Annotated in this window: 18 protein-coding genes; 7 read left to right on the top strand and 11 right to left on the bottom strand. The window is 40.0% G+C overall.

The window, feature by feature from the left end:
* The 3 genes from I585_RS16875 to I585_RS16865 form a co-directional block, all read right to left on the bottom strand.
* Positions 1-2,682 (bottom strand): ABC transporter permease, encoded by a 2,682-nt coding sequence (locus I585_RS16875; protein WP_010740826.1) that lies wholly within the window; start codon positions 2,680-2,682, stop codon positions 1-3.
* A 121-nt stretch (positions 2,683-2,803) separates the two neighbouring features.
* A complete protein-coding gene (locus tag I585_RS16870; protein WP_010740827.1) occupies positions 2,804-4,147 on the bottom strand; it encodes a PFL family protein in 1,344 nt (447 codons plus the stop codon).
* A 12-nt stretch (positions 4,148-4,159) separates the two neighbouring features.
* Positions 4,160-4,429: an ACT domain-containing protein gene (locus I585_RS16865; RefSeq protein WP_010740828.1), complete on the bottom strand. Its 270-nt coding sequence runs from the start codon at positions 4,427-4,429 to the stop codon at positions 4,160-4,162.
* Positions 4,430-4,779: 350 nt separating this feature from the next.
* Here I585_RS16865 and I585_RS16860 point away from each other — a divergent pair, with 350 nt between their 5' ends.
* Positions 4,780-5,511, top strand: coding sequence for an NADPH-dependent oxidoreductase (locus I585_RS16860; RefSeq protein WP_010740829.1), 732 nt, complete (start codon positions 4,780-4,782; stop codon positions 5,509-5,511).
* A gap of 33 nt (positions 5,512-5,544) precedes the next feature.
* On the opposite strand, the gene I585_RS16855 is transcribed toward I585_RS16860, so the two are convergent.
* The 5 genes from I585_RS16855 to I585_RS16835 all read right to left on the bottom strand — a co-directional run bounded on the left by I585_RS16855 (position 5,545) and on the right by I585_RS16835 (position 9,750).
* Complete coding sequence (locus tag I585_RS16855) at positions 5,545-6,288, bottom strand: cyclase family protein (protein ID WP_010740830.1); 744 nt, start codon at positions 6,286-6,288, stop codon at positions 5,545-5,547.
* Positions 6,289-6,420: 132 nt separating this feature from the next.
* Positions 6,421-7,359, bottom strand: a complete 939-nt coding sequence (locus tag I585_RS16850) for an NADP-dependent oxidoreductase (RefSeq protein WP_010740831.1) — start codon at positions 7,357-7,359, stop codon at positions 6,421-6,423.
* A gap of 63 nt (positions 7,360-7,422) precedes the next feature.
* The gene (locus I585_RS16845; protein ID WP_010740832.1) at positions 7,423-7,785 is read right to left on the bottom strand and encodes a YbgA family protein; all 363 of its coding nucleotides are present in this window, start codon (positions 7,783-7,785) and stop codon (positions 7,423-7,425) included.
* 167 nt (positions 7,786-7,952) lie between these two features.
* Positions 7,953-8,633, bottom strand: coding sequence for a fructose-6-phosphate aldolase (locus tag I585_RS16840; RefSeq protein WP_010740833.1), 681 nt, complete (start codon positions 8,631-8,633; stop codon positions 7,953-7,955).
* Positions 8,634-8,793: 160 nt separating this feature from the next.
* Positions 8,794-9,750 (bottom strand): sugar-binding transcriptional regulator, encoded by a 957-nt coding sequence (locus I585_RS16835; protein ID WP_010740834.1) that lies wholly within the window; start codon positions 9,748-9,750, stop codon positions 8,794-8,796.
* A gap of 107 nt (positions 9,751-9,857) precedes the next feature.
* Here I585_RS16835 and I585_RS16830 point away from each other — a divergent pair, with 107 nt between their 5' ends.
* The 3 genes from I585_RS16830 (at position 9,858) to I585_RS16820 (ending at position 12,364) form a co-directional block, all read left to right on the top strand.
* On the top strand, positions 9,858-10,334 hold the full coding sequence (locus I585_RS16830; protein ID WP_010740835.1) for a YbaK/EbsC family protein: 477 nt from the start codon (positions 9,858-9,860) through the stop codon (positions 10,332-10,334).
* A gap of 220 nt (positions 10,335-10,554) precedes the next feature.
* Positions 10,555-11,238, top strand: a complete 684-nt coding sequence (locus I585_RS16825) for a metal-dependent hydrolase (RefSeq protein ID WP_010740836.1) — start codon at positions 10,555-10,557, stop codon at positions 11,236-11,238.
* 100 nt (positions 11,239-11,338) lie between these two features.
* On the top strand, positions 11,339-12,364 hold the full coding sequence (locus tag I585_RS16820; RefSeq protein WP_010740837.1) for a threonine aldolase family protein: 1,026 nt from the start codon (positions 11,339-11,341) through the stop codon (positions 12,362-12,364).
* A 38-nt stretch (positions 12,365-12,402) separates the two neighbouring features.
* On the opposite strand, the gene I585_RS16815 is transcribed toward I585_RS16820, so the two are convergent.
* Together I585_RS16815 and I585_RS16810 are read right to left on the bottom strand one after the other, a co-directional pair.
* Entirely contained in the window at positions 12,403-13,962 is a 1,560-nt protein-coding gene (locus tag I585_RS16815) for a PucR family transcriptional regulator (RefSeq protein WP_010740838.1), read from the bottom strand.
* Positions 13,963-14,118: 156 nt separating this feature from the next.
* The gene (locus tag I585_RS16810) at positions 14,119-14,706 is read right to left on the bottom strand and encodes an ATP-dependent Clp protease proteolytic subunit (protein WP_010740839.1); all 588 of its coding nucleotides are present in this window, start codon (positions 14,704-14,706) and stop codon (positions 14,119-14,121) included.
* Positions 14,707-14,972: 266 nt separating this feature from the next.
* Here I585_RS16810 and I585_RS16805 point away from each other — a divergent pair, with 266 nt between their 5' ends.
* Both I585_RS16805 and I585_RS16800 read left to right on the top strand, forming a co-directional pair.
* The gene (locus tag I585_RS16805) at positions 14,973-16,406 is read left to right on the top strand and encodes an APC family permease (protein ID WP_010740840.1); all 1,434 of its coding nucleotides are present in this window, start codon (positions 14,973-14,975) and stop codon (positions 16,404-16,406) included.
* A gap of 186 nt (positions 16,407-16,592) precedes the next feature.
* Complete coding sequence (locus I585_RS16800; RefSeq protein WP_034709359.1) at positions 16,593-17,291, top strand: DUF554 domain-containing protein; 699 nt, start codon at positions 16,593-16,595, stop codon at positions 17,289-17,291.
* Between the two features lie 31 nt (positions 17,292-17,322).
* On the opposite strand, the gene I585_RS16795 is transcribed toward I585_RS16800, so the two are convergent.
* Entirely contained in the window at positions 17,323-17,748 is a 426-nt protein-coding gene (locus tag I585_RS16795) for a GNAT family N-acetyltransferase (protein WP_010740842.1), read from the bottom strand.
* 276 nt (positions 17,749-18,024) lie between these two features.
* Here I585_RS16795 and I585_RS16790 point away from each other — a divergent pair, with 276 nt between their 5' ends.
* Positions 18,025-19,467 (top strand): amino acid permease, encoded by a 1,443-nt coding sequence (locus tag I585_RS16790; RefSeq protein WP_010740843.1) that lies wholly within the window; start codon positions 18,025-18,027, stop codon positions 19,465-19,467.
* The last annotated feature ends 15 nt before the right edge of the window (positions 19,468-19,482 follow it).

The following is a 19,482-nucleotide window of genomic DNA, read 5'->3' as shown; positions in this document are numbered from 1 at the left end:
TTATTCATTCGATTTTAGCGCATCAATCATATTTATATGCCTTAAACGAAAATGCGTTGCGATCATCACGATCACGGAGAAAAGAATCGTTAATCCGCCTGAAAGGAGATATGCACCTGAACGAACCACTAATGGGAAGGTAATCGTCTCCATCGACGCTTGTACTAAAATAAACTTCGTTAAAACAATTCCTAGACCATAACCAAACAAAATTCCTAATATTGTAAAGACAAAGTTTTCACGGAAAATATAAGAAGTGACTTCTCGATCATAAAAGCCCAATACTTTGATCGTAGATAATTCGCGCAAACGTTCAGATACATTTATATTGGTCAAATTGTATAATACGATAAACGCCAACAGACCTGATAGGACGACAAAGATCCAAACAATCCCATCGAGATTATCCATCGAATGTTCTTGGGTCTCGATTTGAGTAGACATAAACGACGTATTCGTCACCTGATCTGATCCCAAAAGTTTTTGTGACAACTCTTTTTCTTCCACATTGGTTAACCTTTTACTTTTCAATAAATAACTATTTGCGACGAAATCTTTTCCTCGAGCCTTTTGATAATAGTCTTTTGATAAGTATAGGAAGTTTCCTAAATAATTATCCGTGATATTCGCAATCTTTATTTTAAAGGTTTGCTGATCTTCATCATAGACTGTTAAGCTGTCACCTTTCGCTAAATCAAATAACTCAGCCATTTTTTGCGTGATCACGGCGCCATTATTAGGTAATGAGAAAGCTTTTCCTTGTTTCTTTAAATGAAGATACTCTTCAAATTTTTGACGATCATCGGGTACCATCATAGTCAATTTTTGATTGGCTTGTCCTTTTTGTTTCAACTCGACTGTTTGATTCATTGTAGCCAAATCACTCGTAATCTTTTTATTATCCGAAAAAATTGTTTCGACTGCCGCCTTATCCGGCTGATCTTTTAGTGTAACGATTGCATCATAATCAATAATTGGTCCAAACTGTTTGTCACCGACAGAACTAAGCGAATCTTTCAAACCCACTCCCGCAACCATCAACGCCGCACAACCAGCGATTCCGATCACGGCCATAATCATTCGTGACTTATAACGAAATAGATTTCGATAACTAACTTTTGAATTGAAACTCATCCGTGACCAAATTGGCTTGATCCGTTCTAAGAAGATTCGTTTGCCCGGTTTCGGCGCCTTCGGTTGTAATAGTTCTGCTGGCTTTTCATGCAGTTCCTTTAACAAGACAAGTAACGCCGCACCTAAGCTGGCGAATAAGAAAGCGACCGTTGCCTGAATGATCGGACGTGATAAGTAGAAAGCTGTTACTCCTGGGAAATTGTAACGATCACTTGAAAGCTCAAAAACTAATCGCGGCAGCGTATGGGTACCAATTACGGAACCCAAAACAATCCCAATAGCGGCCGCCGATAAAGCATAAATAATATACTTGATCGCTATTTCAAAACGTGAATAGCCTAATGCCTTTAACGTACCAATTTCTCGGCGGTTTTCTTCCACCATTCGAGTCATCGTTGTAAATGTGATTAAGGCCGCGATAAAAAAGAAAAAGACTGGGAAGACATTGGCAATCGCCGCAATTCTATCGGAAAGATCACCATACTCTTGAAAACCCGGATTATCCGCTCGCTGATCATAAGAATAGCTGGGCGTTTTTAACTCATTGATTTCATTTTCGCTATCGCTAATTTTTTGCTGCGCCGAGACTAAAGTCGCTCGATTGCTATCAAGTGCCTGTTGCTGCTGTGCTAATCCTGCTTGAGCCTGTGTGAATTGTGGATTTTCAGTCGGCATCATAGCCGCCTGTTGTTCTAGCTGTCGTTTAGCTTGGTCCAGCTCTTTTTGACCAGCATCCAATTTTGCGAGATTGTCCGCCACTTCCGCTTTTTTCGGCAGCAATTCTTTATCTGCTTCTTCTTTGATTTCTGTTGCCCGTTCTTTCGGCCGATCGGCGAAGATTTTTTCGACCTTCTCGATATTTTTATCCATCATTTTTTCGTAAGCTTTACCATAGGTCCCTTTTCCGTGGACATTTTCAAAGCGAACATAGATGACCGATTTTACTTCGTTCGTAAAATTGCTTTCTGGCAAATAGGCAAAGAAATCTACACTGCCGTTTCCAACGTTGGATAATCCGCGTTCTTCCGTACTTATATAGATTGGTGATTGTACAAAGCCTACGATTTTAAACTTTTTGCGTTTCAATTGATCGGATTGGTTGATCTGGTAGCTTTGATTTAGACGATAGCCTTCTTCTTTGGCTTTAACATCCAAAACAAGTTCATTCTCTTTTTTCGGCAGCCGTCCTTCTTTAAGAATTAATTGATTCTGCTGATTTGCTTTGTCGTAAGAATATAATTTGACCACTTGATTCTTAGCACGATCTGCATAAAAAAGCTGATGACCACTCTCGACTTTGGCTCCGGGAATTTCCTCTGCTAATTTTTCATCCTCTTCTGTCAATCCGCCAGTTGAAATGATTTGCAGATTCGATAATTCCTGCTTATCAACATATTGACTTGCAGATTGATTCAAGATCGGGCCTGTAGCTTTGATCCCGACATACAGCAATGTGCCTAATAGTATAATCAGAACGATTGAAATAAAGCGTCCTTTTGAATATATGATTTCGCGGAAACTTGCCTTTAGATACGTTTTATTTTTCATTTATCTACTCCTGTTTTTTCATCCATTTCATTCTAACACAAAACGTTTTCATGACTGGCACGAAAAATTCTATCCACAAAAAAGAGTTTCCTGTCTTAGGAAACTCTTTAGTAGCATACAGTTAGTTTTTAAATGAATGGATCGGTGCAGGAATGCGTCCGCCACGAGCAACGAAATCATCAGAGCCTGCCGAATTAACTGCCATTACAGGCGCCCTTCCTAATAGGCCGCCAAATTCAACCATCTCTCCGATTACTTTGTCTTTCGCAGGTATGATTCTAACAGCGGTCGTTTTATGATTGATCACTCCGATGGCCGCTTCATCCGCAATCATCGCAGCAATACTGCTTGCAGGTGTAGCACCAGGAATCGCAATCATATCAAGACCAACCGAACAAATCGCGGTCATAGCCTCCAGCTTTTCAATCGTTAACGAACCGTTATTAACCGCATCGATCATGCCTGCATCTTCTGAGACAGGAATAAATGCCCCCGATAATCCTCCCACGTGATTACAAGCCATTACTCCGCCTTTTTTTACTGCGTCATTCAGTAATGCTAATGCAGCGGTCGTTCCATGGGTTCCGACTGTTTCTAGTCCCATTTCTTCTAACACATGCGCAACCGAATCTCCAACTGCCGGTGTCGGTGCCAATGATAGATCGACGATACCGAACGGAACATCCAAGCGTTCAGAAGCGATTTTCCCAACCATTTGTCCCATGCGTGTAATTTTAAAAGCCGTCTGCTTCACAACTTCAGCAACCACATCAAAGGATTCACCCTTAACTTTTTCCAACGCGCGTTTCACTACACCCGGTCCGCTAACACCAACATTGATGACACAATCAGCTTCGCCAACACCATGGAAAGCTCCGGCCATAAATGGATTATCTTCAACCGCATTGGCGAAAACAACAAGTTTAGCACAGCCCAAATCAGAGGCCTCTGCCGTGTCTTTAACAATTTGTCCCATATGCGCTACTGCATCCATATTAATTCCAGCTTTCGTTGAACCAATATTAACAGAAGCACAGACAAAATCGGTCTCGGCTAAAGCCTGAGGAATCGAGTCTATTAAAATTTTGTCTCCATGTTGATAGCCTTTTTCTACTAATGCGGAGAATCCGCCTAAGAAATTCACCCCTACGGCCTTGGCTGCTTTATCTAATGTTTTAGCAAATTTCACATAATCTGTATCAGGTGTCGCCGCAGCGATTATTCCAATTGGTGTAACAGAGATACGTTTATTAATGATTGGAATACCGTATTCTGCTTCAATCGCCTCACCAACTTTAACAAGGTCTTTCGCTTTTGTAGTAATTTTTTGATAAATTTTTTCACAGGCGCGATCACTATCGCTATCAATACAATCTAGCAATGATATCCCCATGGTAATCGTCCGAATATCCAAGTTTTCTTCTTCGATCATTCGAATCGTTTCTAGTATTTGATTGATCTCCACAAAGAGTCCTCCTTATAATTTATGCATCGTGTCAAAAATTTCTTGATTTTGAATACTAATCTTCACGCCTAAAGTTTTACCTAATTCATGAAGTTGTTCCCGTGCCCCTTCAAAATCTTCTGCAGCATTGGTTAAGTCCACTAACATCATCATTGTGAAATAATCCCCCATGATTGTTTGAGAGACATCTAGAATATTAATTTTTTGTTCCGCTAATTTTTGACTGACACCTGCGACGATGCCAACCTTGTCTTTTCCGATAACCGTTACTACGCCACGCATTTGCATAACTCCCTTCAGATAATTGTTTCTCATTATAGCACAGAGATGGCAAAACAATTAGAATTTTATTAATAAAATCGTGTTTTTTTAACCAAACGTTCGTGTTTTTACAATTCTTCGGTTCTGTTTATTGAAGCTTGACGCTTTTGTGTAACCATTATTAACGATCAAAAATACTGAATACCTAGCTTTTTCATAAAATGAAGTCTTTCCGTTCTTAAAAAATAGGCCTATCGATTGTCAACAATCCGAGAACTCTTTACTTCTAATCACTTTTTTTCTATGATAAATTCAACTATGATCCTTCATTTAGGATGACAAGTAATCTAACAAAATCAGGAGGTTTTTCTATGGATTTGTTTGAAACAATGATCCACCATTCGTCGGTCCGCTCATTTACTCAGCAGGAGTTATCAGCAGAATTAAAAGAGCGATTGATCTTAGCCGCTCAAAGTGCCAGCAGCTCTAACTTTTTACAAGCCTTCTCCTTGATCGAAATAACCGATCAAAAGAAAAGAAAAGCGATTGAAAAAATTGCTAATTTCCCGGTAGACAATGGAAACAACGGCCAATTTTATATTTTTGTAGCTGATTTGAATAAGCACGCAAATGTTTTAACTCTAAAAGAAGATTCGATGGAGTACCTGCGTACAATGGAATCCTTGGTTGTGGCAATTGTAGATGCTACCTTGGCTGCTCAATCAATGGCCGTTTATGCTGAGTCTGTTGATTTGGGAATCTGTTATGTCGGTGGAATTAGGAACGACTTGTTTCAAATGAAGGAAATTCTTGATTTGCCCGAATTGACTTATCCCGTTTTTGGCATGTTCATTGGCTACCCCGCTGTAAAAAATGAAGTTAAGCCGCGAATGCCAGTCAATGCTGTACTTGGAACCAATACTTATCGATCACTGACTCCTGAATTAATCAATAGTTACGACGAAGAAACTACGGCTTATTATCAAGGACGCCGTTCCAATGTACAAGAAACCAACTGGTCGGAAAAGGTTCATCAACATTTTGAATTTCCACGACGTCAAAACACCAGCGAATTTCTAAAAAAACAAGGTTTCGTTTTTTAAACGAGACCTTGTTTTTCTGCTGTTTCAGGCCCTTCATTCTGCTGGAACGATAGCAATAGCACGGACATTAAAACCTGGAGCATCTTTGACTTTCGGCACCCCAATCGAAATTGCGCCGCCAATTGGCGGAAGCTCTGTCAGTCGATTCAACACTTCCACCTGAAATTTATCTTGCTGCAACCAGTACAGTTCACCAATTAATCCCGCATTTTTTGTACAATCAACGGCCGAATCAGTATCCAATGTTTCATGACCCACTGCTGTCACCTTGCGTTCTTCATGTAAAAATTTCAGAGCTTCTAGCGACCAGCCTGGTGTATGCGCCTGCCCAGTTTGATCAACATTGTAAAAAGCCTCTGGGTCTTGCCAGCGTTTAGACCAGCCGCTTGCAAACGCTACAAAGCTATCCGCTGGAATTTTCCCGTGTTCTGCTTCAAAAGTCCGAATATCCTCCACTGTCAGGCAATAATCTGGATTCTCTTCAACCGCCCGCTCTTTATTGATAACAATCAACGGCAATAAAAAATCATTGATCGGCAATTGATCGACAGAAGCACGCTCCTCGACAAAATGTACAGGTGCATCGATATGTGTCCCATATTGCGTGACTAACTGATATTCTTTCGCGAAGAAGCCATCTTTCTTAACCGTTACTAGTGTTTTTTCCTGCATTGGTTGAAATGATTGGAAATAAGGTATCCCACCATAAATACTGTGACTCAAATCAATCCATTTCTGCTTTTTTAAAAAGGCAATACTGTTTGTAATTTCACTCATACTATTCCTCCTTATTTAATGTCCTATTCAATAGAAGCGTTTTCATTTCGTTTTAACGATACCGAGAAATATATCTACTGTCAAATCCAGAAAAAAAGGTTGTACCAAAATTTCTGGTACAACCTTTTACTTTTAGTCATTGATTAAAACAATTTTTCCTTTTGCGTGATGAGTCGCACTCAATTCATGTGCTTCTTTTACGCCTTCTGCCGTAAGTGGATAAGTATGTCCAACGATACTTTTCACTTTTCCTTCAGTCATTAAATCTGCGATCTCTTGTAATTGCTTGCCATCAGGCTGCAGCCAGATACTTTCTGCCACTGCAACACGCTTGGCCAACTCTTCATCCGGCTGGCTGACGATTGAAATCAATCGACCCTTTTCATCTAAAACTTTAAAGCTGTCTGCTTGAACATCGCCGCCCATTGTATCAAATACTAGATCAATATCTTCTAACACTTCTGAAAAATCAGTAGTATGATAATCGATCACTTGATCTGCACCTAGCTCTTTCAACAACGCATGATTTTTCTCACTTGCTGTTGTGATAACAGTTGCTCCGGCATTTTTTGCTAGTTGGATAGCATAAATACCAACACCGCCGGCACCAGCATGGATCAAGACCTTTTCACCTGCTTGTAGTTTTCCATGAGTAAATAATGCTTGATAGGCAGTTAAGCCTGCCAAAGGAACCGCCGCTGCCTCTTCAAATGAAACAGAGTCTGGTTTGTTTGCCAATAAATGATCATCAACGATCGTGTAATCCGCATAGGTTCCAAAACGCGTTGTTTCTGGTCGCGCAAAAACGGTTTGTCCAACGTGCCAATCACTTACTTCTGAACCAATCTCGACAATCTCACCCGCAACATCCCATCCTAAAATAATTGGAAACTCCCAAGGCATCATTTGTGCTAGATACCCCTCACGTAATTTCCAATCAATTGGATTAATTGAGGTAGCTTTGACTTTGACTAAAACCTGATGCTCGCCTAATTCCGGCAAGGTTACTTTACTTTCCTTTAACTGGTCCGAATGACCATATTGTTCAATTACAACTGCGCGTGTTTCCATTCATACATCCCTCCATATCTGCCCATTATAGAAGCAGGATCAAAAAATCAGAAACAATTTGCTTTAATCAAATAAGTGAGACTCTAAAAGATAAGTTACCTGATATTTTTCCGCCAATATTTTTAAATATATTCGTGCTTTATCCTCGGTTTCGGTCATGCCGTCTAAAACAGCAAAAAATTTTTGCCTTTCTTCAACCGTCGCTATTTTTTTGAAATAGCCCCAGACATGTTCATAGGCATTTCGCTGCGCCTTTAAATCAACCGGCAATTCTTTCACTTTGTCCAAGTGTTGATAAAACTGTTTCGTTTTTTCTTCCGACCATTGATTTCCAGAAAACAGCTGACGCAATGCTAAATACTCTTTTTGTGATCGCGCCATGACAAAATACTTCCACTGCGCCCATTCTTTTTGAATCTCATGCATCGCACTCACCTCAGCTTTAGGATAGCATTTCAACTGGCAAATCTCGTTGAAAAATGCTCAGCTTGTTCCACCTAGTAACCCGTGCAGCATTCACCAGCTCAAAACTCCAATTTCAACTGGCTTAAGCAAAAAAAACAGACAGCGTTACCTGTCTGTTTTTAATCCTATTATAAGTCAGCGACTGTTGTTCCTTCACCGAAGATAGCTTCCCAATCACCAGTAAAATCAGTTACTGCCTGAGCAATTGAAGGCATTGCTAAAGCTTGTTGGATGATATCAACACCCATTGTTGCAGCTTGACTTCCATTTTCTAAAGCAGCATTGACTTGACCAACATTCTTGAAGCTGGCAGCTAAAATTTTGGTCTCACTCTTTGTACGCGCAATTTCTTCTGCCATTTCAAAAATTGCTTCACGCGGATCGATGTTCAAGTTTTCCATTCGGTTGAAGTATGGTGCGATATAGTCAGCCCCAGCCGCAATTGCTAAGTATGCTTGGAACTTTGTATAGATAGCGGTAGCAGTCACGTTGATCCCGCGGCGCTTCAATTCCTTAATCGCCTTCAATCCAGGTTCATTAACCGGAACCTTAATGAAAACTTTTTGGTCGATATTCGCCAAAATCGTTTCCGCATCTTTGATGATTCCATCATAATCTGTTGCTACAACTTGTACGTGCAATGAACGTTGTTCACCAATGATGGTACGTATTTCTTTCATATGTTGAAAGAAGTCAACTTTTCCCTCTTTTTTCACGATTGAAGGATTTGATGTAACACCGGCGATCGGTAAAAAATCAGCGAATTTTTTAATATCAGCAATATTGGCTGTATCTAGCATAAATTCCATTTTTGAAAACTCCCTTACTCTTTTCTATAGACCAAGCATAGCATCACAGAAAAAAAAATTCCGCATTCATAGCATAAAAAAAACGAAAAGCTTTGTATCAAGCCTTTCGTTGCTGAATATTTCAGCGTAATCGCACAAATGTGCATTTTTTTATGAAAAACTACTTTCGCTGGTTTAAACGTAAAATTTCTTGAGCTGTTTCCTGATCAGTAATCAATGTTTTAAGATAGCCTTTTTTTAGCAATGGTACGATGGAACGAGCCTTTGAAATTCCACGAGCGATTCCCACCGATTGTGGAACTCTAGCCAATTCTTCTAAAGATAAGCCGATCGTCCGCTGATTCAGCGCACCATTCAACAATTTTCCGTAGCTATCATAGAACCGGCAGCAGCAGTCCCCAACAGCTTCCCGCAATTTTAACTCCTCATAGTCTGCTGGCGATAATAAATCCCGCCACTGACTTTTATGATAGCTCAAGGGGCCGCCGACACCTACGATAACCAAATCAAGTCGTTTCCAATATTCTTTTAAATCATGGAAATATTTTGAATTAAAGATTCCTTCGGCCAACTCTTTTGTTTCTTGAATCACGGTGGCATTCACAAATAAACTATGTCCATTTAGTTTCCTTGCCAGTTCGTAAACTAGCGTGTTGACATGATAACGCGAATTAATATGGCTAGGCCCTCCAACTACAGGAACAACCGAAACATCAGACAACTGTTTCGGATCTATTTTATTCACTGCGTTACCGACACTGGCTCCCCATGACAATCCGATGACCATTTCATCTGATAATTGGCGACGAATCCAAGCCCCTGCCGCTTCCGCTAACTGCTCTTCCTTCGCTTCTTCACTAGCATCATTTTCCGTTGGTACCAATTCGACAGCAGTCAAACCAAAAGAGTGCTTCAACTGCTCCTCCAGCTCAAACAATCCGGCATCAAAATGATTGATTTTAATTTCCACGATACCTTCTGTTTTAGCCTGACTCAACATGCGGCTGACCGTTGTACGATAGATGGATAATTCTTTGGCGATCTGAGCCTGAGTCAGCTCTTGTTCGTAATACATGTAAGCAACTTTTGCAATTAATTTCTTCTTGTCCTCTTTCATGTCCGTTTCCTCCCGTAAGCAACTCTTCTTCTATTCTAACAAATATCATTTACTGCGTTCAGTAAAGCGTGTATCATATTTAATTAATAAAACTAGGAGGAATTTATATGTCTTTTGAAGCTGTAAAAGAATTTTTTTCACAGTATGGGATGGCCGAACGCATCCAAGAATTCCCTGTCTCGAGTGCGACGGTCGAATTGGCCGCTCAAGCTTTGAACTGCGCTCCAGAGCGTATCGCCAAAACACTGTCTTTTAAACAAAAAAAAGCAGATAAAAATATCTTGATTGTCGCTGCTGGTGACGCGAAGATTGACAACGCTAAATACAAAGCGGCTTTTGGTGAACGAGCTTTGATGCTAAAAACAGAGGAAGTTGAATCGATCATTGGACATCCGGTCGGAGGTGTTTGTCCTTTTGCAATCAATTCAGACATCGAAGTGTATCTAGACGAATCCTTGAAACGCTTCGAGAGCGTTTTTCCAGCTTGCGGTAATTCGAACAATGCGATCGAATTGACCATACCCGAATTAGAAAAATATACCCAGTACAAGCAATGGATCGATGTCTGTAAGAATTGGGCGTAGGAAACGAGAATGAAGTTCTATCTGCCATTCAAATTTGGCTTAGTCCGGATTAATAAGCACGCATCAACCGTTATCATTTAGCATATTAAACTGTCACTGCGAAATAGTGACTGATTTATTTCTTATCCCTACATTTTATACGAGTTCAGCTTAAAGCAAAAGCTTACTTATTATTATAGGAGTTCGCTATAATGGAGATGTATAAAGAGGAGGAAGTACTATGAAAATTACTTATCATGGTCACTCAGTCTTATCGATCGTAATGAAAGATGGACAAAAATTATTATTCGATCCCTATATTTCCGAAAATATTTTAACCGATTTACAAGCGGATAAAGTAGAGACTGATTGGATACTAGTCACACACGGACACAGTGACCACATCGGTGATATGATTCCGATTGCTAAACGCAACGATGCAACAATTATCAGTATTGTTGAAATTTGTAAATTTGCGGAAAGAAACGGTGTGAAAAAGACCCACGGGATGAATATTGGCGGAAAATTTGATTTTCCTTTCGGCCGAGTAAAGATGGTTCATGCTCAACATAGCTCAGGGTACGAAGTCGATGGACAGATGCTTTACATGGGCGAAGCCGCTGGATTTATTTTACAGGCGGAGGGAAAAACAATCTATCATGCTGGCGATACATCGAACTTTGGTGACATGGCGCTCTTTGGTGATGCCTTCGATATCGATATTGCCTTCTTGCCAATCGGGGATAATTTCACGATGGGACCACATGAAGCAGCCAGTGCAGCTAAACGCTTAAAGGCCAAACAAGTCGTACCGATCCATTACAATACCTTCCCTGTTATAAAACAAGATCCTGAAGAATTTGTTAAACTACTGCCAGATACGATTGGCAAAGTTATGTCTGTTGGAGAAACCATTGAAATTTAATTAGTAAAAGCTTGTGAGTAAAATTTGCTCACAAGTTTTTTTGACTATTTTTGTCGTCTGCTAATCTGCTACAATGAAAATAATTAAGAAAGGAGTCTTTATGCTAAATTTTGAAAGTGATTATTTAGAAGGCGCACATGAAAAAATCTTGCAGCGCATGATTGAAACGAACGAGGAAAAGCTAAGCGGTTATGGTCGGGATAAATATTCTGCCTCAGCAATCGAAAAAATTCGTCAAGCTTGTCTCTGCCCCGAAGCCGATATCTTCTTTATCGCCGGCGGAACGATGACCAATGCTTTAGTCATTGCTTCTTTATTGAAAAAAATTGAAGGTGTAATCGCTCCTGAAACAGGTCATATTACTACTCATGAAACAGGAGCAATCGAGTTTTCCGGTCATAAGGTTTTAAGCCTGCCGCAAACGAATGGTAAAATTTCTGCACAACAGATCCGTGCATATCTCGAACAATTTTGGGCAGATGATAATCGGGAGTTCATGGTCTTTCCAGGAATGGTTTACTTATCTTATCCAACAGAATATGGCACACTCTACTCTAAAGAAGAACTAAAAAATATTTCTGAGGTATGCCGCGAATATGAAATTCCACTCTTTTTAGATGGTGCTCGGTTAGGCTATGGACTAGCAAGTCCTGAATCTGATTTGACACTGCCGCTGATTGCAGAATACTGTGATGTCTTTTATATTGGCGGCACTAAAGTTGGGGCCTTTTTGGGAGAAGCAATCGTCTTCGCCAAAAACAACTTACCCGAATTTTTTATCGCTCACATGAAACAACAAGGGGCGCTGCTGGCTAAGGGGCGGCTTTTGGGACTTCAATTCGATACCCTATTTACTGATCAATTATATTTTAAAATCAGTCAGCATGCGATCGATATGGCTATGCGTTTAAAAAAAGGGTTAGTAGGAAAAAAATACCGTTTCTATCTTGATTCACCTACCAACCAGCAGTTCGTTATCTTGGAAAATAAGCAAATGGAAGAATTGAAAGAAGCTGTCGCCTTCAGTTTCTGGGAGCAGTATGATGATGAACATACTGTAGTTCGTTTCGCTACCAGTTGGGCAACAAAACAAGCAGATATTGATGAATTATTAACGTTACTATGAAAAGCAGCTCGTCATTCGAGCTGCTTTTCATTTGGCTTTTATAGACTGATTAAACGATAGGTCAAACACGCCAGATAGCATTCGTAACTCTCTGAAAAACGCATAACATTATAGCCCAATGCTTCGCTGATCTTTTTAATCCGATATTTCACCGTATTTTTATGGATAAATAATTGTTCGCTGCAAACTTGAAAGTCCGCCCCTGCATCCAATAAAAAACTGCACAACGTCATTAGCTGCTCTTTACTGTCCATGATTGGAGCCAATACACTCAATGTCTCTTCGACTTCAGCCTCACCCGATTGAATCAATTTACTCGCACATACGACTTGACGGATCTCACTGATGGAAAAACTCTTCTTCCCATGAAATAGTTTAGGCAGTTGCAAAGCAACCTTGTTCACTAATTGATACGTCGTTCGTACCTCGGTCGTGTTCCGTAAACGTGGGCACAAAACGATACTGTCGATCATGTCTTGATAAGGACTTGTTTGCAGATAGGCTTCCCCCAGTTCCAATTCAGAATCAGTATGGCAATAATTTCCCAACAGCACAATCAATTGATCATCCATTAATTGTGCTACGCAGGTCTTGTAGAATTTTGAAGCATAGGCAAGGATGTCTTGCTTCAGCTTCTTTTCTTCTCTCAAATCATTCACTTGCAGCAGCCACATCAACTCGATCCCCTTGACGTCCACCTTCAAATGATTGGCTAGTCGATACATTTTCTCACTTTCATCATTTAAAATGGCCTGTACGAGCGCATACTCGCTCACTTCTCCATGCTTCTTTCCCCACAAATTCATTGCAACTTGCAATAATTCCACGGACTGGCCGCATTCAGCTTCGGTCAAAAGATCATGTTCTTTCAATAAATAAAAACGCAATACCCCGTTCTCTTTGTGGTAGAGCTCTTTATAAAATATCGCAAAATCATTTTTTTGAACTTGTTCGCCATCCTCCACAACGACCCGGCGCAATATGCGTTCTAAATCTACAGAAGAATTTCGCGGCCATTTGATCTGATTGATCACTTCATTATCAGGATTCGTCAAAATGATATTCGTTCGTAACAGATCCGAGAGCAGTTTCAACGTCACCTCAACGGTTCGTAAGTGTTCTGGTAATAATGAAGCTTTTTCTAAAACCTCATTCACAAGATTTTCTGTCGAGCGTTCTTTTAAAATTTCGGCCATCACTTCCACGATCACTTCGCTATAGCGAATCTGATTTTGGTTTTTCGGCATTTGAATAATCACAAAATCTAAATCCTCCGCCGTCTTAATAACCTCGGAAGATAATCTCGGAAGGACGACTCCCACGTAATAAAGAATAATTCCCAGTTCGCCCATTTTATGTAAACGGCGAATCGTTTCACATTGCTTCGCTACGTCATCTTTGATGTTGAAAAAGGAAGTCAGTGCCAATTCACCAGAGTGGTATTCATTTGTCTCAAGCAAAGCAGCGTAATCATCCATATTCGCGATATCCAGAAAGGTTAAGGATGTCACCGTCTGATTCAAGCAATTTTGCCCACTCATTAACTGAGCTTCACGTAAAGAAGGCAATCCCATTAACTCTTTTAATTTAGCACCCAAAATTTGTTCCTCCTTAGAATTTTCACATCAAATTTTATTTTTCTTCTAACCTTAGCAGATTCACTTTTTCTTGTCTATTCCTTTTTCTTCAAAAAAAGCAAATTGTCTTCTAAAATATAAAAAAAGGTCGGCTTACGCCAACCTTTCACATTCTTCTTATTTAATTCCTGTGTCGGATTCAATAATCTTTCCGACGATTCCATAATCTTTTGCTTCTTCGGCCGATAACCAGAAATTGCGGTCAGTATCTTTTTCAATTTCTTCCAATGTATGACCAGTCGCTTTAGCGATCAAATTATTCACACGTTTGCGCATACGTAAAATTTCTTTGGCCTCAATCTGAATCTCAGTCGATTGACCTTGAACCCCGCCAGCTGGCTGATGGATCATGTAGCGCGTATTCGGTAGACTGTAGCGGTCTTTTTTATCTGCTGCTAGATAGATGGTAATCCCCGCACTTGCGACCCAGCCTGTTCCGATCATTTTTACTTTTGGTTTAATAAAGCGAATCATGTCATGGATCGTGTCGCCAGATTCAACGTGACCGCCTTGACTGTTGATAAACATAGTAATAGGTTCATCACTGGCTGCTGACAAATAAAGTAATTGTTCTGTCACCGTCTTCGCCAATTCCTGATTGATTTCACCATAAATCAGGATCGTCCGTTGTTTCAATAATTTTAACATCATCGGATTCTTTCCTTCCGATTTTTCCATTTCTTCTTCGGCAAAAAATTCATTCATACTTAATGCCCTCCTTTTCTACTAAATCTAGTATAGCCAAAAAAAGCTGGAATGAACAGAAAGAGCTTTTACTGATTGCCGTTCTATCTTTCTAATTATTTATGCTAAACTAACGATGAAAAACAGTTTTTATTGGCGCATTTTATTTTTTTATGGGATGATAGATCGTATTTTGTGAACAGGAAGGGGATCTTCGTGACCTATCGAAATAAGCCTCCATCATTGGCTGCTCGGCTGAATAATTCTATCTAAAAGGAGCAACTTATATGATCGAGGAAAAGAAAAGTTTTATCTCATGGCCAATACTTGCCATGATGTCGTTTGTTACTGTCATTGGTTTTGACGATATTATCTATAACTTTGCCAATCAAGGATTAGGCGTTATTACTTCTTGGCTAATTTTACTGCTATTATATGTGATTCCTTACTCTTTAATGGTTGGACAATTGGGATCAGTTTTTAATCATGAAGGTGGCGGACTAACCTCGTGGGTTCGGGGAACCAGCGGCGATCGTTTAGGATATTTTACTGCTTGGACCTATTGGGCAGCCTCAATCCCTTACGTAGTCGATACTGCAAATGCTGTTGTTGTCGGGTTCGGCTGGCTGATCAACGGGAATGATTCAATGGAAGATAAGATGTCCAATTCCATGTTTGCATTGTTGACCTTCTGTGTTTTCTTAGCCTTTATTTTCTTGCAGCGCCACTTTAAAAAATCTTTGGAGGTTTTGAGTACATTAGGCGGCGGGGCAATGTTCATCATGGCGATCTTATTTGTCTTTATGACCTTCGCTTCATTATTTATGCCGAACGGTCATATTGAGACACAGCCCATGAACCTGGGAGCGGTCATACCGAAGTTTGACCTCCATTATTTAACGACGATTGGACTGCTGATTTACGCTATCAATGGCGCAGAATTAGTCGCCCCCTTTGTGACACGAATGCGTAAACCGCAACGAGAATTCCCAAAAGCCATGATTATGCTGACAGTCATGACGATTTTCCTAACTGTCTTCGGCTCATTCTCACTAGGTGTCTTCTTTAACGCTCATCATCTGCCAAATAATTTAAAAATGAATGGTTCTTACTATGCCTTCCAACGTTTGGGTGAATTCTTCCATTTAGGTAACACGTTGATGTATGTTTTCGCCGTCACTCAAATTATATATATGTGTGCGTTGCTTGCCGTTTTACTAGACGCTATGACTCGCATGCTGATTTCTGATACGGGGAAACAATTCATGCCGAAGAAATTAACTAAGTTGAATGATGATGGTCTGCCGATCAATGGCTACATTTTAACAACTGCCTTGAGTGCTTTTATCTTATTATTAGGTGTTTTCTTACCTGAAATGAACGATATTTTTAACTGGCTGTTAAACCTTAATGGGATCATTTCTCCAGGTGTAACCTGTTGGATCTTTTATGCCTTCATAAAAATTCGTTTAGATAGTCGGAAATTCCAATCAGATTACATCTTTATCAAAAATGATCGAATGGCAGTCTTCGTTGGTGCTTGGTGTTTGGTCGTTACTATTATCGCCACCTTATTCGGTATTTTACCGCAAGACGCGGCTTACGGTTCAAGCTTATTCTGGCATGAATTGATCATCAATGTTGTCGGAATTGTTGTATTGATTGGTTTAGGTTTTATCATGCCTGCCCTTGCCAAACGCGAACGAGAAAAAGCCGTCTAACAGTTAATATTGAAAAAGGACAAAATCGTTTTGTCTGCCAGACTGTAAGCATCTCCTTTTTATGGATGATGCTTACAGTCTTTTCTTTTAGTATTGCTATTCAAAAAAATATTTACTCGTGGTAAGATGATGTCTAAATAACATTTCATTGTATTTTAATCGAAATCATAGAAACGGGTGAAGGCTATGTTGTTGGGGTCGATCGTAAATTGTCTCGCGATCATTGTTGGGAGTTTTTCTGGTGTGGTTCTGCGGAACATCACAGAGCAAACAAAAGATACGGTAACAAAAGGAATTTCTTTGGGGGTTATTGCCTTGGCCCTTCAGATGTCCTTGCAGGCAAGTTCGTTCATTATCATTATTATTAGTATTTGTCTTGGCGGAATGATCGGAGAGTTTTTGAAAATCGAAGACTCTATGACTCGCTTGGGTTTATTTTTAGAAAAACGGTTCGCTCGCGGCAATAGTAATTTTGCTGAGGGCTTTGTCACAGCTACCTTAATTTATGTCATTGGGTCTATGGGGATTATCGGAGCGATCGAAAGCGGTGTTTCCGGCAGCCATCAAACCTTATTCACAAAAGCTGTAATGGATGGTTTCATGTCGATCATGTTGACGGCCTCGCTGGGTATCGGCGTTCTTTTCTCAGCCTTTCCAGTTTTGATCTATCAAGGAGCGATTACGATCTTTGCAAGTATCATCGTCCGTTATTTGCCAAAAGAATTATTGGATAGTTTGATGAACGAAATCAGCGCCATCGGTGGTTTAATGATCTTAGCGATCGGTTTAAACGTTATGAAGCTGACCAAAATACGAGTCTCAAATTATTTGCCGGGGATAATAGTTCTGATCATCATCATGGTGATTCAATATTATTATTTTTAGCTAAAGTAAAAGCAGATGAAGAAATTCTTCCTCATCTGCTTATTTTCTTTGCCAAATAATACTTTGTCGTCCCTGCCATCGGAACATCTTCCAATTCGCCAAACACTTCATAGCCTTGTTTTAAATAAAAACCCAATGCTTGATACGCCTTTGTCGTCAAGGTAATCGTTTTTACTTGTTCTTGTACTGCATGTTTTTCCATCGCCTGCATCAGTTTGGAGCCGACACCGAATTTCTGATATGCCTCATCCACGCCCAGCAAAGAGATATGCAATGTGTCATATTGCCGTTTACCAACGATCCCCCCAGCTAATTGGTCCTCAATCCAAGCACCAAATGCCCATGTCTGTTCTACTGATTCCGGCATATTATCAACAAATTGTTTTTCATGTTGTTGGTTGAAGACGTTGTCCAAAAAAGGCATTAGCGCCTCTCGTTCACTTTGTCTGATGTCCATCTGCTTCACTCCCATTTTATCTATTCCAACTTTCTAACGAAAAAATGTAACGATTTTCGTTCTCACACCATTCTACCAGCCTTACTAAAGAAAAAAAGCAGATTCGGTAATTTGCCAAAAATGATACGAAAATGAAAATTGAAAAAAAGTACATTAGAAATCTGTAAAGTAAATTCTTTTGATTACCTTCTTCACTATACTTAAAGAAGAATTGTAAGCGCTATATATTCGTTCATGTGAAATTATTAACTTACAGAGAAGGGAAGAAAAAAACAAATGGCTGATAAGAAGATCCGCTGGTTCACTGTCTCGATGATTGCTTTTAGTATGGTTTGGGGGTTCGGGAATGTCGTCAACAATTATGCGCAGCAGGGAATTTCGGTGGTCGTCTCTTGGATCTTGATCATGCTGCTCTATTTTGTTCCTTACGCGCTGATCGTTGGGCAGCTAGGCTCTACTTTCAAAACGAGTTCGGGCGGTGTCAGTTCCTGGGTCAAAGAAACTACCGGAAAAAGAAAAGTTGCTTACTATGCTGCATGGACTTATTGGGTCGTTCATATTACTTATCTCGCACAAAAACCGCAATCGGTTTTAATTGCTCTTGGTTGGGTCTTCAAAGGGAATGGTAGAGTCGCTACCGATATGAGTGTACAGATTGTCGCTATTATCTCGTTAATCATTTTTTTGATCTTTTTATTTCTTTCGACAAAAGGATTGACTACCCTGAAAGTTATCGGAAGTGTCGCGGGTTCAGGTATGCTTGTCATGTCGATTCTATTTATTATTTTAGCCGTTGCTGTCCCCTTTATTGATCCCTCTTTTACGGTCGCTACACCGGATATGGGCAGTCTCAAAACGTATATTCCCGATTTCAATCTCAGTTATTTTGCTACCATCTCCATGCTGGTCTTTGCCGTCGGCGGTGCCGAAAAAATTTCTCCGTATGTAAACTCAATTGATCGACCAACTAAAAATTTTCCTAAAGCAATGATCTTCATGGCAACTATGATTGGCATCAGCGCCGTCCTTGGGTCCGTTGCAATGGGAATGTTGTTTGACAGTAATAACATTCCAGATGATTTGATGGCGAATGGTGCTTACAGCGCCTTCCAAATTTTGGGTAATCATTTAGGTGTCGGTAATATTTTGATGATCATTTATGGCCTGGCTCAAACAGCCGTACAATCTTCGGCGTTGGCCTTCTCCATTGATGCACCTTTGAAAATCTTGCTCTCAGATGCTGATCCCGAATATGTTCCTCAATGGTTACGCAAGAAAAATAAAAACGGGACATTGATCAACGGCTACTTATTGACTGGGATTCTTGTTAGCATCATCATCATTCTTCCCATCTTCGGAATTAAGAGTATGAGTATCTTGGTCCAATGGCTGACGAATCTAAACTCAATTGTAATGCCGATGCGCTATATTTGGGTTTTCTTTGCCTATATGATGTTGAATGCCCAATACAAAAAATTTCATTCAGAATACAAATTCATAAAGAATCCAAAACTTGGTTTCTTTGTTGGTTTCTGGTGTTTTGCTTTTACTATTCTCGCATGTATTTTGGGAATGCTGCCGAAAGTTGATTACGCCGCCGATCCTAGCTCATGGATGTTCCAATTGATTTCCAATATCGTTACTCCGATCGTCTTGATTCTGTTGGGGATGATCCTGCCGATGATCGCCAAACGCGAAAAGCAAAAACAATTGAACTAAAGAAACTAATAAAAA

It is taken from the genome of Enterococcus malodoratus ATCC 43197 (assembly GCF_000407185.1).
Lineage (GTDB): Bacteria > Bacillota > Bacilli > Lactobacillales > Enterococcaceae > Enterococcus_A > Enterococcus_A malodoratus.
The sequence above is the reverse complement of the archived record's forward strand: the minus strand, read 5'-3'. Positions and strand labels throughout refer to the sequence as shown.

Excerpts from the sequence above, each read along its gene's own strand:
- I585_RS16875 (WP_010740826.1), bottom strand. The coding sequence starts at position 2,682 with ATGAAAAATAAAACGTATCTAAAGGCAAGTTTCCGCGAAATCATATAT.
- I585_RS16865 (WP_010740828.1), bottom strand. The coding sequence starts at position 4,429 with ATGCGTGGCGTAGTAACGGTTATCGGAAAAGACAAGGTTGGCATCGTC.
- I585_RS16860 (WP_010740829.1), top strand. The coding sequence starts at position 4,780 with ATGGATTTGTTTGAAACAATGATCCACCATTCGTCGGTCCGCTCATTT.
- I585_RS16855 (WP_010740830.1), bottom strand. The coding sequence starts at position 6,288 with ATGAGTGAAATTACAAACAGTATTGCCTTTTTAAAAAAGCAGAAATGG.
- I585_RS16850 (WP_010740831.1), bottom strand. The coding sequence starts at position 7,359 with ATGGAAACACGCGCAGTTGTAATTGAACAATATGGTCATTCGGACCAG.
- I585_RS16845 (WP_010740832.1), bottom strand. The coding sequence starts at position 7,785 with ATGCATGAGATTCAAAAAGAATGGGCGCAGTGGAAGTATTTTGTCATG.
- I585_RS16840 (WP_010740833.1), bottom strand. The coding sequence starts at position 8,633 with ATGGAATTTATGCTAGATACAGCCAATATTGCTGATATTAAAAAATTC.
- I585_RS16835 (WP_010740834.1), bottom strand. The coding sequence starts at position 9,750 with ATGAAAGAGGACAAGAAGAAATTAATTGCAAAAGTTGCTTACATGTAT.
- I585_RS16830 (WP_010740835.1), top strand. The coding sequence starts at position 9,858 with ATGTCTTTTGAAGCTGTAAAAGAATTTTTTTCACAGTATGGGATGGCC.
- I585_RS16825 (WP_010740836.1), top strand. The coding sequence starts at position 10,555 with ATGAAAATTACTTATCATGGTCACTCAGTCTTATCGATCGTAATGAAA.
- I585_RS16820 (WP_010740837.1), top strand. The coding sequence starts at position 11,339 with ATGCTAAATTTTGAAAGTGATTATTTAGAAGGCGCACATGAAAAAATC.
- I585_RS16810 (WP_010740839.1), bottom strand. The coding sequence starts at position 14,706 with ATGAATGAATTTTTTGCCGAAGAAGAAATGGAAAAATCGGAAGGAAAG.
- I585_RS16805 (WP_010740840.1), top strand. The coding sequence starts at position 14,973 with ATGATCGAGGAAAAGAAAAGTTTTATCTCATGGCCAATACTTGCCATG.
- I585_RS16800 (WP_034709359.1), top strand. The coding sequence starts at position 16,593 with ATGTTGTTGGGGTCGATCGTAAATTGTCTCGCGATCATTGTTGGGAGT.
- I585_RS16795 (WP_010740842.1), bottom strand. The coding sequence starts at position 17,748 with ATGGACATCAGACAAAGTGAACGAGAGGCGCTAATGCCTTTTTTGGAC.
- I585_RS16790 (WP_010740843.1), top strand. The coding sequence starts at position 18,025 with ATGGCTGATAAGAAGATCCGCTGGTTCACTGTCTCGATGATTGCTTTT.